The sequence below is a fragment of the Enterobacter sp. TMH.L2 genome (genome assembly GCF_050847315.1).
Classification (GTDB): domain Bacteria; phylum Pseudomonadota; class Gammaproteobacteria; order Enterobacterales; family Enterobacteriaceae; genus Cedecea.
Genome location: NZ_CP193791.1, coordinates 3,739,158 through 3,752,378, shown reverse-complemented (window position 1 = coordinate 3,752,378; position 13,221 = coordinate 3,739,158). Strand labels below are relative to the sequence as shown.

At 52.4% G+C, this 13,221-nt stretch carries 12 protein-coding genes and 1 tRNA gene; 11 read left to right on the top strand and 2 right to left on the bottom strand.

Features of this window, described 5'->3' with window-relative positions:
- Window positions 1–80 precede the first annotated feature (80 nt).
- From gpt to crl, 3 genes are all read left to right on the top strand, one after another.
- Window positions 81–539 carry a xanthine phosphoribosyltransferase gene (gpt, locus tag ACREYP_RS18005; RefSeq protein ID WP_008457349.1) on the top strand — a complete coding sequence of 153 codons (459 nt, stop codon included), beginning with the start codon at window positions 81–83 and terminating at the stop codon, window positions 537–539.
- A gap of 121 nt (window positions 540–660) precedes the next feature.
- Entirely contained in the window at window positions 661–1,908 is a 1,248-nt protein-coding gene (gene frsA / locus ACREYP_RS18000) for an esterase FrsA (protein ID WP_008457350.1), read from the top strand.
- Window positions 1,909–1,965: 57 nt separating this feature from the next.
- A complete protein-coding gene (crl, locus tag ACREYP_RS17995) occupies window positions 1,966–2,367 on the top strand; it encodes a sigma factor-binding protein Crl (protein WP_008457351.1) in 402 nt (133 codons plus the stop codon).
- A gap of 55 nt (window positions 2,368–2,422) precedes the next feature.
- Here crl and ompC read toward each other — a convergent pair whose 3' ends face one another.
- The gene (gene ompC / locus ACREYP_RS17990; RefSeq protein WP_008457352.1) at window positions 2,423–3,532 is read right to left on the bottom strand and encodes a porin OmpC; all 1,110 of its coding nucleotides are present in this window, start codon (window positions 3,530–3,532) and stop codon (window positions 2,423–2,425) included.
- 298 nt (window positions 3,533–3,830) lie between these two features.
- Between ompC and proB the strand changes: the two genes are divergently transcribed.
- The 3 genes from proB to ACREYP_RS17975 all read left to right on the top strand — a co-directional run bounded on the left by proB (window position 3,831) and on the right by ACREYP_RS17975 (window position 6,386).
- The gene (proB, locus tag ACREYP_RS17985) at window positions 3,831–4,934 is read left to right on the top strand and encodes a glutamate 5-kinase (RefSeq protein WP_008457354.1); all 1,104 of its coding nucleotides are present in this window, start codon (window positions 3,831–3,833) and stop codon (window positions 4,932–4,934) included.
- A gap of 11 nt (window positions 4,935–4,945) precedes the next feature.
- Window positions 4,946–6,199 (top strand): glutamate-5-semialdehyde dehydrogenase, encoded by a 1,254-nt coding sequence (gene proA, locus ACREYP_RS17980; protein ID WP_336818467.1) that lies wholly within the window; start codon window positions 4,946–4,948, stop codon window positions 6,197–6,199.
- Window positions 6,200–6,310: 111 nt separating this feature from the next.
- A tRNA-Thr gene (locus tag ACREYP_RS17975) sits at window positions 6,311–6,386 on the top strand.
- A 414-nt stretch (window positions 6,387–6,800) separates the two neighbouring features.
- Here ACREYP_RS17975 and ACREYP_RS17970 read toward each other — a convergent pair.
- Window positions 6,801–7,148, bottom strand: a complete 348-nt coding sequence (locus ACREYP_RS17970; protein ID WP_166994280.1) for a winged helix-turn-helix transcriptional regulator — start codon at window positions 7,146–7,148, stop codon at window positions 6,801–6,803.
- A gap of 115 nt (window positions 7,149–7,263) precedes the next feature.
- Between ACREYP_RS17970 and ACREYP_RS17965 the strand changes: the two genes are divergently transcribed.
- The 5 genes from ACREYP_RS17965 to ACREYP_RS17945 all read left to right on the top strand — a co-directional run bounded on the left by ACREYP_RS17965 (window position 7,264) and on the right by ACREYP_RS17945 (window position 13,052).
- A complete protein-coding gene (locus ACREYP_RS17965) occupies window positions 7,264–8,211 on the top strand; it encodes an NADP-dependent oxidoreductase (RefSeq protein WP_008457361.1) in 948 nt (315 codons plus the stop codon).
- Between the two features lie 289 nt (window positions 8,212–8,500).
- Entirely contained in the window at window positions 8,501–9,649 is a 1,149-nt protein-coding gene (locus ACREYP_RS17960) for an integrase core domain-containing protein (RefSeq protein WP_498881015.1), read from the top strand.
- Between the two features lie 199 nt (window positions 9,650–9,848).
- Entirely contained in the window at window positions 9,849–10,325 is a 477-nt protein-coding gene (locus tag ACREYP_RS17955; RefSeq protein ID WP_336818468.1) for a WbuC family cupin fold metalloprotein, read from the top strand.
- A gap of 240 nt (window positions 10,326–10,565) precedes the next feature.
- Window positions 10,566–11,327, top strand: coding sequence for an AraC family transcriptional regulator (locus tag ACREYP_RS17950; RefSeq protein WP_336818469.1), 762 nt, complete (start codon window positions 10,566–10,568; stop codon window positions 11,325–11,327).
- A 114-nt stretch (window positions 11,328–11,441) separates the two neighbouring features.
- Entirely contained in the window at window positions 11,442–13,052 is a 1,611-nt protein-coding gene (locus ACREYP_RS17945; RefSeq protein WP_336818470.1) for an MOSC domain-containing protein, read from the top strand.
- Window positions 13,053–13,221: the final 169 nt, after the last annotated feature.

The following is a 13,221-nucleotide window of genomic DNA, read 5'->3' as shown; positions in this document are numbered from 1 at the left end:
GCCAGATCTCTATAATCTCGCGCAACCAAAACTCCTTCGAATACTTTTTAAGCCGTTATTTACAGGCCGGGACACTTCACATGAGCGAAAAATACGTCGTCACCTGGGACATGTTGCAGATTCACGCCCGCAAACTGGCTCAGCGTCTGCTGCCAGCCGAACAGTGGAAAGGCATTATTGCCGTTAGCCGTGGTGGCCTGGTGCCGGGCGCGCTGCTGGCTCGTGAACTGGGTATTCGCCATGTTGATACCGTTTGTATCTCCAGCTACGACCACGACAACCAGCGTGAGCTGACCGTGCTGAAGCGTGCGGAAGGCGACGGCGAAGGTTTTATCGTGATCGATGACCTGGTCGACACCGGCGGTACCGCGGTAGCCATTCGCGAAATGTATCCGAAAGCTCACTTCGTCACTATCTTCGCTAAACCAGCCGGTCAGCCGCTGGTGGACGATTACGTGATTGATATCCCGCAGGACACCTGGATTGAGCAGCCGTGGGATATGGGCGTGGTGTTTGTGCCGCCGTTGGCTGGCCGTTAATCCCTCCATGATTTGAGCTTTGTCATTTATTTGGCGCCCGGCATAGCCGGGCGTTTGTGTTATTTGGACCGTATCAGGCTACAATAGCGACGTTTCTCGTATTCATGGAGGCAGTGAAACGATGTCGCAGGCCAACCTCAGCGAAACCCTCTTTAAGCCAAGATTCAAACACCCGGAAACGTCCACGCTTGTTCGTCGCGCACGGCATACCGCCACGCCCGCGATCCAGTCCGCGCTGGACGGCAAAAACGTGCCCCACTGGTACCGCATGATCAACCGCCTGATGTGGATCTGGCGCGGGGTCGATCCGCGTGAAATCCTCGAAGTCCAGGCCCGGATTGCCTGCACCGAGGCTGAACGTACCAACGACGACCTGTTTGATACCGTGATGGGCTATCGCGGGGGGAACTGGATCTACGAATGGTCGAAGCAGGCGATGCTCTGGCAGCAGCGTGCCGGCCAGGAAACGGACGAAGAGAAAATCGGCAAATGCTGGCTGCAGGCGGCTAACCTCTACAGCATTGCGGCGTACCCGCACCTGAAAGGGGACGCGTTGGCGGAGCAGGCCCAGGTGTTGGCTAATCGGGCTTACGAAGAGGCGGCTCCCCGGTTGTCCGGCGGGCTGCGCGAGCTTGAATTCCCGATGACCGGTGGCGGCACCATCAGCGGCTTCCTGCACATGCCTAAAGGGGCAGAAGGGCCATTCCCGACCGTGCTGATGTGCGGCGGCCTCGATGCCCTACAGAGCGATTATTACAGCCTGTTTGAGAAATATTTTGCCCCACAGGGCATCGCGATGTTGACCATCGACATGCCGTCAGTCGGTTTTTCCTCTAAGTGGAAACTGACCCAGGATTCCAGCGTGCTGCACCAGCACGTGCTCAAAGCATTGCCCAACATTCCTTGGGTTGACCACACGCGCGTCGCAGCATTTGGCTTCCGCTTTGGCGCCAACGTTGCCGTGCGCCTGGCCTACCTCGAAGCGCCGCGCCTGAAAGCCGTTGCCTGCCTTGGGCCGGTGGTTCACGCCCTGCTGAGCGACCCGCAGCGCCAGGCCAACGTGCCGGAAATGTACATTGACGTGCTTGCGAGCCGCCTGGGCATGACCAGCATCTCCGACAGCGCGCTGAGCGTGGAGCTGAACCGCTACTCCCTGAAAACGCAGGGGCTGCTGGGTCGCCGCTGCCCAACGCCGATGCTATCCGGCTTTTGGGAGAACGATCCGTTCAGCCCGGAAGAAGAATCCCGTTTAATCACTTCGTCATCTGCCGACGGCAAATTACTCCAGATCCCGTTTAAGCCGGTGTATCAAAATTTTGACAAAGCGCTGCAGGAAGTTACCGGCTGGATGAAACAAAGATTACGTTAAATATTTGCTAAATTACGGCGGTTTGCTAAAACAGTTGCTTCACAACAGGAGATCGTAATGACGTTACCGAGTGGACACCCGAAAAGTAGACTGATCAGAAAGTTCGCCTCGCTTGGCCCGTATATCCGGGAAGAGCAGTGTGAAGACAACCGTTTCTTCTTCGATTGCCTGGCGGTGTGCGTTAACGTAAAGCCCGCGCCGGAGAAACGCGAATTTTGGGGATGGTGGATGGTGCTGGAAGCCCAGGAAAAGCAGTTTACCTACACCTGGCAGTTCGGCCTGTTTGATAAAGACGGAAAATGGACGGCGACCCCGGCAAAAGATAAAGAAGTGGATGAAAAACTGGAGCAGACGCTGCGCGGTTTCCACGGACGCCTGAAAGATTTACTCGCCACCCTTGAGCTTGGGCTGGTGCCTGCCGAGAACTTTGCGGAAAAGTCGCTTAAACTCTCCGCCTGAAAATAAAAAATCCCCGTCAAGCTGACGGGGATTTTTTTATCCGCAGTATCGCGAATTAGAACTGGTACACCATACCTACCGCAACAACGTCGTCGTTGTTCAGCTTCAGCTTGTTGTTGTCGCTCAGCTGGTTGATTTTGTAATCAACAAACGCAGACATGTTTTTGTTGAAGTAATAGGTGGCGGCCACGTCGATGTATTTCACCAGATCCGCATCACCAATGCCTTCGATGTCTTTCGCTTTAGACTGCACGTAGCCCAGGGATGGACGCAGACCGAAGTCGAACTGGTACTGAGCGATGGCTTCGAACGCCTGGTTTTTGTTAGCAAAACCAGACACGCTGCTGCTGGTGCCCGCCAGGGAACCCGGAACGCTGATTGGGTTCATGTTACGGGTTTCAGCGTAGATAGTTGCCAGGTACACGTTGTTTTTGTCGTACTTGATGCCGGTGGTCCAGGCTTCAGCTTTATCGCCTTTACCGTAAACGGAGGCTTTCTGCGCGTTGGTACGGTTAGAGTTGGCGTATGCTGCGCCCACGCTCAGGCCGGTGTCAGCGATGTCGTAGGACAGGCTGGTACCGAAGCCGTCGCCGTTCTGGCGAGAAGTATCGGAACGGGTGTTCGCGCTGTCAGCCCCGTTTTTGCCCTGGTATTGCAGAGCCAGCTTCAGGCCGTCAACCAGACCGAAGAAGTTGTTGTTGCGGTAAGTCGCCACGCCGGTCGCACGGCCGGTCATGAAGGTGTCGGTTCTGACGAAAGAGTCATCGCCGAACTCTGGCATCATATCGGTGTAAGAGGCGATGTTGTACAGCACGCCGTAGTTACGACCGTAATCGAATGAGCCGTAGTCACCGGCTTTCAGGCCCGCGAACGCCAGACGAGTTTTGGTGCCGGTAGAGTCGTTCTCTGCTTTGTTACCCGCAATCTGGTATTCCCACTGGCCGTAACCGGTCAGCTGGCTGTTAATCTGAGTTTCACCTTTAAAGCCCAGGCGAGCGTAAGTCTGGTCGCCATCGGAACCGGTGTTGTCGCTGAAGTAGTGTTCAGCTTTAACGCGGCCATAGATGTCAACCTTGTTGCCGTTTTTGTTATAAACTTCGGCTGCCTGAGAAGCAGAAGCAGCCACGATACCCATTACCACTAATGCCAGTGTGCTCTTTTTCATTTGTTATCCCAAGAATGATGAACGCTTGCAAAATTGATCCAGGAGTCGGGCTCCTGCTAAAAACAGGAAGGGTTTTATCGTTCTCAGATTAAAGATTTATGACAATTTAGGAGAAAGATTAAATAAACGTAATAAAGTTTATATGTCATAAAAATGTAAAATATATCCGCTATCCTCAGCGATCCTTTCTGGCTTATTAGCCCTTTTCCCACGCCGCCTGTTGGCAAGCCGCGCGACTCCTGTTACAACGTCATCTGGCTTTTTAATTTCCCCTTATTTGTAGAAACGGCAGAGAATCATGAGTGACAGCCAGACGCTGGTCGTAAAACTAGGCACCAGCGTATTAACCGGTGGCTCCCGCCGCCTGAACCGCGCCCATATTGTTGAACTGGTTCGCCAGTGTGCCCAGCTGCACGCGGCGGGGCATCGTATTGTGATTGTGACTTCCGGGGCGATTGCCGCCGGGCGTGAACACCTCGGCTACCCCGAACTCCCCGCCACCATCGCGTCCAAGCAGCTGCTGGCCGCGGTAGGGCAAAGTCGCCTGATTCAGCTCTGGGAACAGCTGTTCTCTATTTACGGCATTCACGTCGGGCAGATGCTGCTGACCCGCGCCGATATGGAAGATCGCGAACGCTTCCTTAATGCCCGCGACACGCTCAGAGCGCTGTTAGATAACAACATCGTGCCGGTCATTAATGAAAACGACGCCGTGGCGACGGCTGAGATCAAAGTCGGCGACAACGACAACCTTTCCGCGCTGGCCGCGATTCTGGCCGGGGCCGACAAGCTGCTGCTGCTCACCGACCAGCAGGGCCTATACACCGCCGACCCGCGTAACAACCCGGCAGCGGAACTGATTAAAGAAGTGCACGGCATCGACGATGCGCTGCGCGCCATTGCGGGCGACAGCGTTTCCGGCCTCGGCACGGGCGGCATGGGCACCAAGCTCCAGGCGGCCGACGTCGCCTGCCGCGCGGGTATCGACGTCATCATCGCCGCAGGCAGCAAGCCGGGCGTTATCGGCGACGTCATGGCCGGCAACCCTGTGGGGACACGCTTCCACGCGCAGCAGTCGCCGCTGGAGAACCGCAAACGCTGGATCTTTGGCGCTCCGCCTGCCGGCGAAATCACCGTGGATGACGGCGCGCTGTCCGCTATTCTGGAGCGCGGTAGTTCATTGCTGCCTAAAGGCATCAAAAGCGTGAGCGGCAACTTCTCCCGTGGCGAGGTGATCCGCATTCGCAGCCTGGAAGGGCGCGACATCGCCCACGGTGTTTGCCGCTACAACAGCGACGCGCTGCGCCGCATTGCCGGGCATCACTCCCAGCAAATCGACGACATCCTCGGCTATGAATACGGCCCGGTGGCCGTGCATCGCGACGACATGATTGTTAATTAAGGAGCAGACTAATGCTTGAACAAATGGGCAAAGCGGCAAAAGAGGCCTCTTACCAGCTGGCACTGCTCTCCGGCCACGAAAAGAACCGCGTGCTGGAAAAAATTGCCGACTACCTTGAAGCGCGTTCGGAGCAGATCCTGACCGCCAACCAGCAGGATGTAGACGAGGCGCGTAAAAACGGCCTCAGCGAAGCCATGCTCGACCGCCTGCAGCTCACCCCGGCTCGCCTGAAAGGCATCGCCGACGATGTGCGGCAGGTATGCAGCCTCGCTGACCCGGTAGGGCAGGTGATCGACGGCGGGCTGCTGGACAGCGGGCTGCGCATCGAGCGCCGCCGCGTACCGCTCGGCGTGGTGGGCGTAATCTATGAAGCTCGCCCGAACGTGACCGTGGACGTCGCCTCCCTGTGCCTGAAAACCGGCAACGCCGCCATTCTGCGCGGCGGGAAAGAAACCTGGCGCACCAACAACGCCACGGTGGCGGTGATCCAGCAGGCGCTGGAAGAGTGCGGCCTGCCGAAAGCGGCGGTTCAGGCGATTGAAAACCCGGACCGCGCGTTGGTCACCGAAATGCTGCGCCTCGACCGCTACATCGACATGCTGATCCCTCGCGGTGGCGCGGGCCTGCATAAACTCTGCCGTGAACAGTCGACGATCCCAGTGATTACCGGCGGCATCGGCGTGTGCCACATCGTAGTGGACGACACCGCCGAGATTGAACCGGCGCTGAAAATCATCGTGAACGCCAAAACCCAGCGCCCGAGCACCTGCAACACGGTGGAAACGCTGCTGGTGCACCAGGCAATTGCCGACCGCTTCCTGCCTGCGCTGAGCAAGCAGATGGCGGAGTCCGGCGTAACGCTGCATGCTGACGAGAAATCGCTGCCTGTGCTGCAAACCGGCCCGGCGGCGGTGGAAGCGGTGAAAGAGGCGGATTACAACGACGAATGGCTGTCGCTGCACCTGAATGTGAAAGTGGTGGCGGATCTCGATGATGCCATCGCCCATATTCGCGAGCACGGTACCCAGCATTCGGACGCTATCCTGACCCGCACGCTGCGCAACGCGAATCGCTTTATTAACGAAGTGGATTCCTCTGCCGTGTACGTCAACGCCTCAACCCGCTTCACCGACGGCGGCCAGTTCGGCCTCGGTGCGGAGGTGGCGGTCAGTACCCAGAAGCTGCACGCCCGCGGCCCGATGGGGCTTGAAGCCTTAACCACCTATAAGTGGATCGGTTTTGGCGACGACACTATTCGTGCGTAATTGAAGACAGGGTGATGCAAAAACCAGCAGTTAGTTTGATAAGTGGTTGACGCATCACCCAATCTTCCTTAACCTTTTACACCGCAGCCACGCTAGTGGCGCGTCCGGAAAGCCGATATAGCTCAGTTGGTAGAGCAGCGCATTCGTAATGCGAAGGTCGTAGGTTCGACTCCTATTATCGGCACCATTTCAAATTCTTCTCAAGCCTATATGTAAGTACTCCCCTTTTTGCACCACACATTTTTGAAACTTTCGGGTTTTGAGCTATCAGCCGGTACTCTTCCTGTGTAAGGGGCAGCAAACCATTTTCACTGACCGCTATACAAGCGTTTTAAATATTATTGATGAAATAAAAGCGATAATCTGAGCGTATTACGATTTATCATGTAAAAATGATGCAGCTCAGCTATTTTTCGAAAAATCATTGCATTGATATAATAAGTCAAAATAGTTCAGGACTAAATATGATTTCTGGGGCTGTAAGATAGATATTCTGCTACGATGTCAATTTAAATGGCCAGGTAGTAATTTTTATAATATCAAAACTCACTGCGAAAATTGATGCTGTAATTAAACACATTCTTATGAATGTGTTTTCATTTTAAAGACCGGATGAATGATAATTATTAAGTATTTCAGCATGTTGTGCACCCCAGTCACGCATTTCTTTTAAAATATTCTCCAAAGTACTGCCATATTTTGTTAATGAATACTCAACGTGAGGTGGTGAACTTTCTATAACAACTCTGATAATAATTCCATCTTCGACAAGTTCCTTCAACTGTGAAGTTAACATTCTCTGTGTGATACCATCAATCATTCTTCTCAGTTCATTAAAACGACATACTCCGTTTTCCATTAAATGGAACAGGATCACGGGCTTCCAACGGCCGCCGATAACTTTCAAAGTCGTTGTCACTGAACATCCATACGGTGCATTGTAGTCCACTATTTATTCCTCAAGGTATACTTTATAATACTTGGTATCATAAAACTGCGTTCTTACAAACTTAAAATCTGTTATGTATGATGCACCTTTTCGCGTTAATAAAAAAGGGGAAAAGATGCAAGCAATTATCATTAGAGAATTTGGCCCGGCAAAAAATATGGAGTATGTAACACTACCGACACCAGAAGTTAGTGCTGACGAACTTCTGATAAAAGTAGTCGCTACGTCCGTTAATCCTGTAGATATTCAAACAAGGCGCGGTGATTATTCTGCTGATATTAACCTTCCAGCTTGTTTAGGTGTGGATATATCTGGTGTCGTAGAGAAGGTCGGTTCAGATGTGACCAATTTTAAAATTGGTGATGAAGTTTATTATGTACCAAGGCTTCTTGCCAACGAGGGAAGCTACGCTACACACCATGTTGAAAAATCATCTATTGTTGCACTTAAACCTAAAAACTTATCTCACCAGGATGCCGCTGCACTGCCGTTAGCCGCAGGAACTGCCTGGGAATGTTTGGTGGAACGAGGACGATTAGTAAAAGGAAATAAGGTGTTGATTCATGGAGGTTCTGGAGGTGTTGGCGTCTATGCCCTTCAAATCGCGAAACTTTTTGGCGCTCATGTCGTGACAACTTGTTCTCCTGGTAATTTCGAGTTTGTCCGTTCCCTGGGAGCACAGAGTTGTTACAATTACAAAGATTGTGACTTGTATTGTAAAATAGCTGAAGATCATCTTGATGGATTCGATATTATACTCGACACGGTAGGCGGGAATACAATTCAAAATAGCTTAGGGTTGCTTTCGAATAAAGGAAGAATCGTCTCTATTGTTGATCAATCTATTCCTCAAAATTTATTAGGAGGTTGGGCTGTAAATGGAGAGGTTCACTTTGTCTTCAATACTCAGTCGGCAGAAAGATTAAAAGAAATTGCAAGTGCAGTTGAAAAAAAATTAATTGTTCCTGTTGTTGAGAAAGTCATGCATATTGATGAAATTATTAAGGCCCATACTATTATGGAGTCCGGTGGTAGAAAAGGGAAAATCGTAATATTAACCTGATTTATTGGGTGGCAATAATTAACAATTTAATAATTAAATGGTTTCGTTGATAAAAGGTATAAGGCAGGAAGTGTTAAGGTCCCGCCTCATTATCATGGCCCATGAAAAGCGTTTTACTGACAGCCAGCGCCATGCGGAAGCAAACCTCGGCCGGAACGCCGGCGGCATTGTAAATAGACCCGTTCCGGGGCTATGGGACTGTATGAACTGGCACATAGGTAACACTTTAAACCGGGCACATGGGTAACAGGTTATAACTGGTACGGTAAACTGAGTGAGGAGGTTTATCGTGCCCTGGCTTGAGACTGTTACCATGCAACGAATGCAATTTGTCATGGCATGCCTTGTAGACGGATTATCTGTCAGCGATGCCTGTCGCAGATTCAATATCAGCCGTAAAACGGGCTATAAGTGGTTAGCTCGTTTTTCAGGCGAAGATGTTAACTCTCTGGCTGACCGTTCCAGGGCACGCCATCATCAAAACACCATTCCTGAGTCGATGGTTCAGTTGCTGCTGAAAACTAAAAAGCAGTACATGCTGTGGGGGCCAGAAAAAATCAGGCAATATCTGATCAATCTGGATACTCCCGGTGTCCCTGCCGCAAGCACTGTCGGCCAGATATTCAAGTCTCATGGATTGGTAAAAGCACGCCCCCCTGTTCGATTCAAGCCGACACAGCCCCATGTTCTGTATGAGGTCAAAGAGCCCAATGATGTCTGGAGTGCTGATTTTAAAGGGAAATTTAAACATGCTAACGGGAAATGGTGTTACCCGCTCACGCTGACGGATAACTGCAGCCGGATCATCCTCGCCAGTGAGGCGACCTATTCCCCTAATAATGCCTTTGTCGTTTCCTGCCTCGAGCGCATTTTTATTGAAAACGGCATGCCCCAATTATTACGGACTGATAACGGTGCACCCTTTGCCGGACATGGGGTGTGGGGGTTGAGTGTCATGTCCGTCTGGTTATTAAAATGTGGCATTATTCCTGAACGTATCCGGCCAGGTAAACCGACTGAAAACGGGCGTCACGAAAGAATGCACCGGACAATGAAGGAAGCGCTCAACCAACATTGCTCATTTTCTTCTCTGGAAGAACAGCAACAATGGTTTGACAGATGGCGAAAGGAATTCAACGAGATAAGGCCGCATAAAGCGCTTCAGGGTAAAACGCCGGCCTCGGTCTGGAAACCTTCGGAAAGACAGTTTACGGGGCCACGAACAGAAATGCCTGTCCCGGATAATGCCAGAATGTTGAGAGTCGCGCAGAGAGGAGATTTATGGTTCAACAGTACCCGAATATTTCTGAGTGAAGCGCTACGAAATGAGTGGGTCTGGATGAAACCGTTGAATGAGCAATGCGACGAAATAGGATTTGGTGAACTGATACTGGCGCATTACGACAGAATCAATCACCGTATCCTGAGGTTAGATTGAGAGAAAGGTGTAACCCATGTGACCGGTCAGTTCTGTAACCCATGTGACCGGTTCATACAGGACTTTAGCCCCAGCGTCTATAATCCGGGCAGAGATTTGTGCCGCGAATGCCGTGGCTAATCGTCCGTTGAGATAGCATACAACCTTGCGGCATCCGGGCTCCCTGTGCCGCGAGCGACCTACATTCACAAAGGTTAATATGAAACAAATTACGTTCAGCGATCTACAAAAACAAAGCGAGCAGGCCGCAAACTCCCCTCGCTTACGTGCCAATCGTAATCTCCATCCTGAATTGAGCGATCCTGTTCAGCGCCTGGCTATTGCTATGGAGCCGGGTACCTATGTGCGGCCTCACCGCCATCCGCACACGTTTGAGCTGCTGACACCCCTTAGCGGGCGCTTTTTGGTATTGCATTTTGATGAGAATGGCAACGTGACCCAGCGCGCAGTGTTAGGTGAAGACTGCAAGGTGCTGGAGACGGATGCCGGGACCTGGCATGCGGTGTTATCGCTGGATAAAGATGGGGTTATTTTTGAGGTAAAACAGGGGGCGTACCAGCCCGTAGCTGAACAAGATATGGCCCCATGGGCACCCGCTGAAAACGAGCCGGGAGCGGCTGAGCTGATGAAATGGTATGCCGTAGCGCAAGTGGGTGACGGCGGTTTTTCCCTGTAATATTCCCGCACTCTCTCGACCTCTTTCCTGACCTCACGAAATAAACGTAAAGCCGTCTACAACGGCTTTAGCCCGTTACTTTGGTGTTTGCGGTGTGTGTGGCCCTGTTGCTCAAGGTGGGGGCAGGGAACGTCATCGAGTTTATTGAAAAAAAATGATAACCAGAGTACCAGGTGCGCCGGTAACAACGGGTAAGATCTCTGCGAACTGGATTTAATGGGCGCCTGAAATATGAATGATATGGATTATTTTGACCCTGACTCGTCCGGGGCGCCGATCGATGTCCTGTTTCTCACCGCACCAGATTTAGCATTCGACGTGCCGCTGCATTCTCACCGGCGCGGCCAGCTGGTTATGCCGGTGACCGGGTCAATGACCTGCGAAGTCGAGGATGAAATATGGATGGTGCCCAGCGAGTCAGCCATGTGGATCCCCGCCGGTCTGCCGCACAGGAATACCCCGGCTGCTTCAGCCACGTTCTGCTTTGTGTTTATTGAAACGTCGCGGGCCGCCATGCCGGAAAAAAGCTGCACGCTCGCGGTCAGTCCCCTGATACGGGAAGTGATCCTTCATTTAGCCAGGATATCACCGGCAGAGGCGGGGCAAGAGCAGACGCGTCAGTTGGTTAATCTGCTGTTTTTCATGATGGCGCAAATGCCAGCCGAGCGGCTGAACTTTCCGCTGTCCAAAGACGCCAGGCTCAGGCAAGTGGCGAGCATGCTGCTGGCCGATCCCGCGGACAGAAGAACCGCCAGGGAATGGGCCGCTTTTCTTGCCCTGAGTGAAAGAACGTTCACCCGGCTGGTGGTGAAAGAAACCGGGCTGACATTTGGCCTGTGGCGGCGGCAGCTGCATATTGTTGTGTCGCTTCAGCGTTTGCTGGCGGGGGGCAGCGTGCAGTCCGTCTCAGAGCAGCTGGGCTATGAATCCGTGAGCGCGTTTATCACCATGTTCAAAAAGGCGCTGGGGAAGTCTCCGAAGCGCTATATCGGCCAGGCTTGACGACAGCCCTCTGGTTTCATTTGACCGTTTTTAGCAATTATTAGTCAGTTGTTCTAAATTTTTACGGCGCCTGAGTCAGTACACTGGGGGAATTAATCCGGCAACATTAAAGGCATGTCCGTGTACCCTGGCACAATTATTGATGAATTACGGCAAGGTGAAGTCAAAGAGTTATTCTCGGTCAAGACCGGGATTGATAAGCACCCGACGAACAGTGTTCAGGTCACCCTGACCGGTTTTAGCGGCGACCAACAGGCCGAAACCTTCCATGGTGGGGAGGAGCGGGCAATTCTGCACTATGACTCTGCGCATTATGCTTCTCTGGCCAGCCGATTCCCGGGTTCCGGTTCGTTGTTTGTTCCGGGCGGATTTGGTGAAAATCTGGTCACCAGCGGAATGAATGAAAGCAATATATGCGTCGGGGATATTGTTCGGGCTGGGACGGCAATCCTCCAGGTCACTCAGCCAAGGCAGCCCTGCTTTAAACTTAATCACCGCTTTAAACAACCTACGCTCTCCCGATTTGTGCAGGATAACGGTAAAACAGGCTGGTTTTACCGCGTCCTGAAAGAAGGGACGATTCATGCCGGCGATCCCATCGAGGTGATCGTGCGTGCCTGGCCGCAGTGGAGCATCGCGCAAATACTGCACTACCTCTATACCGAAACTGACAACCTGGCGGTAACCGGGCAGCTGGCGAAGCTGGAGCCGCTGGGAAACGAAGTCAAAAGCGTCTTTCAGCGCCGCCTTGACAATAATGACGTTGAGGATTGGGGGGGAAGGCTGTCGGGCCGCAGCGGCGGGCTTGAAATGCGCATCATCAACATTGTGGATGAGTTTAAAGGGATTAAGCGTTTTATTCTGAGCCGCGTTGACGATGGGGCATTACCTGAATATTCGGCGGGGGCGCATATTATTCTCCAGCTCCCCAACGGCCTGTCGAGAGCCTATTCCCTGTGTGAATCATGGGCTGAAAACGAATACCATATTGCGGTCAATCACGCCCCGAATAGCCGCGGCGGCTCTCAGTATTTACATCAAACCGCCAGGCCAGGGGATATTTTAACGGTCTCTGAGCCCGCGAACTGTTTCAGCATGGCCCGGGATAAACATCATATTTTTATTGCCGCCGGGATCGGTATCACGCCATTTATTCCGATGATAGAGGAAGCCCTGGCCCGGGAAGAAACCTTTGAGCTTCACTATTGCGTGAGTGATGTGGGCAGCTTTGCCTTCAGGCCGCAGCTGGAAAAATATGTAGAACATGTTCTGATTTACTCGCTCGATAACCCGCTGGACATCAACCAGCTGCTGGACACTCACGCGAGAGGGACGCACGTTTATACCTGCGGAAGCCCCGCTTTTGTGCAGCGAGTGAGAGAGAGTGCCAGCCACTGGCATGCTGACTATGTCCATTTTGAAAACTTCGCCGCCGAAGAGCAAAGCGGGGAGAGCGCTTTTGTCGTCACAGTCAGAGAAACGGGGCAAAAAATTCAGGTGGAGCCGCAGGAAACTATGCTCCATGCGCTCAGAAATCACGGCATTCAGCTGGAATCTGCCTGTGAAACCGGCGTCTGCGGCAAGTGCAGGGTAGATTATGACGGCGAAGTCGATCACCGGGATTCGGTGTTAAGCCAAAGCGAGCGAAAAAGCTGTATGACACCCTGTGTTTCCAGGGCGAAGCAGGCTGAGCTGACTATCTCGTTGCCTAAGGTGAATCCATAGCATCTCACCCTGAATACACACTGTCTTACGACTGTAAGACAGTGTTAGAAAGTGCATAAATATCTGCCACCGCTTATTTAAAGCTTTGTGTGCGCTGTGTCTGACTGTGGGATTAAAGGCGAGCATATTATTGTCGAGGCGTCAGGTAGGGTGCCATCGGAGATCTGGC

What these genes read in the sequence shown, in the direction of transcription:
- gpt (WP_008457349.1), top strand. Translation starts at nt 81, where the DNA reads ATGAGCGAAAAATACGTCGTCACCTGGGACATGTTGCAGATTCACGCC.
- frsA (WP_008457350.1), top strand. Translation starts at nt 661, where the DNA reads ATGTCGCAGGCCAACCTCAGCGAAACCCTCTTTAAGCCAAGATTCAAA.
- crl (WP_008457351.1), top strand. Translation starts at nt 1,966, where the DNA reads ATGACGTTACCGAGTGGACACCCGAAAAGTAGACTGATCAGAAAGTTC.
- ompC (WP_008457352.1), bottom strand. Translation starts at nt 3,532, where the DNA reads ATGAAAAAGAGCACACTGGCATTAGTGGTAATGGGTATCGTGGCTGCT.
- proB (WP_008457354.1), top strand. Translation starts at nt 3,831, where the DNA reads ATGAGTGACAGCCAGACGCTGGTCGTAAAACTAGGCACCAGCGTATTA.
- proA (WP_336818467.1), top strand. Translation starts at nt 4,946, where the DNA reads ATGCTTGAACAAATGGGCAAAGCGGCAAAAGAGGCCTCTTACCAGCTG.
- ACREYP_RS17965 (WP_008457361.1), top strand. Translation starts at nt 7,264, where the DNA reads ATGCAAGCAATTATCATTAGAGAATTTGGCCCGGCAAAAAATATGGAG.
- ACREYP_RS17955 (WP_336818468.1), top strand. Translation starts at nt 9,849, where the DNA reads ATGAAACAAATTACGTTCAGCGATCTACAAAAACAAAGCGAGCAGGCC.
- ACREYP_RS17950 (WP_336818469.1), top strand. Translation starts at nt 10,566, where the DNA reads ATGGATTATTTTGACCCTGACTCGTCCGGGGCGCCGATCGATGTCCTG.
- ACREYP_RS17945 (WP_336818470.1), top strand. Translation starts at nt 11,442, where the DNA reads ATGTCCGTGTACCCTGGCACAATTATTGATGAATTACGGCAAGGTGAA.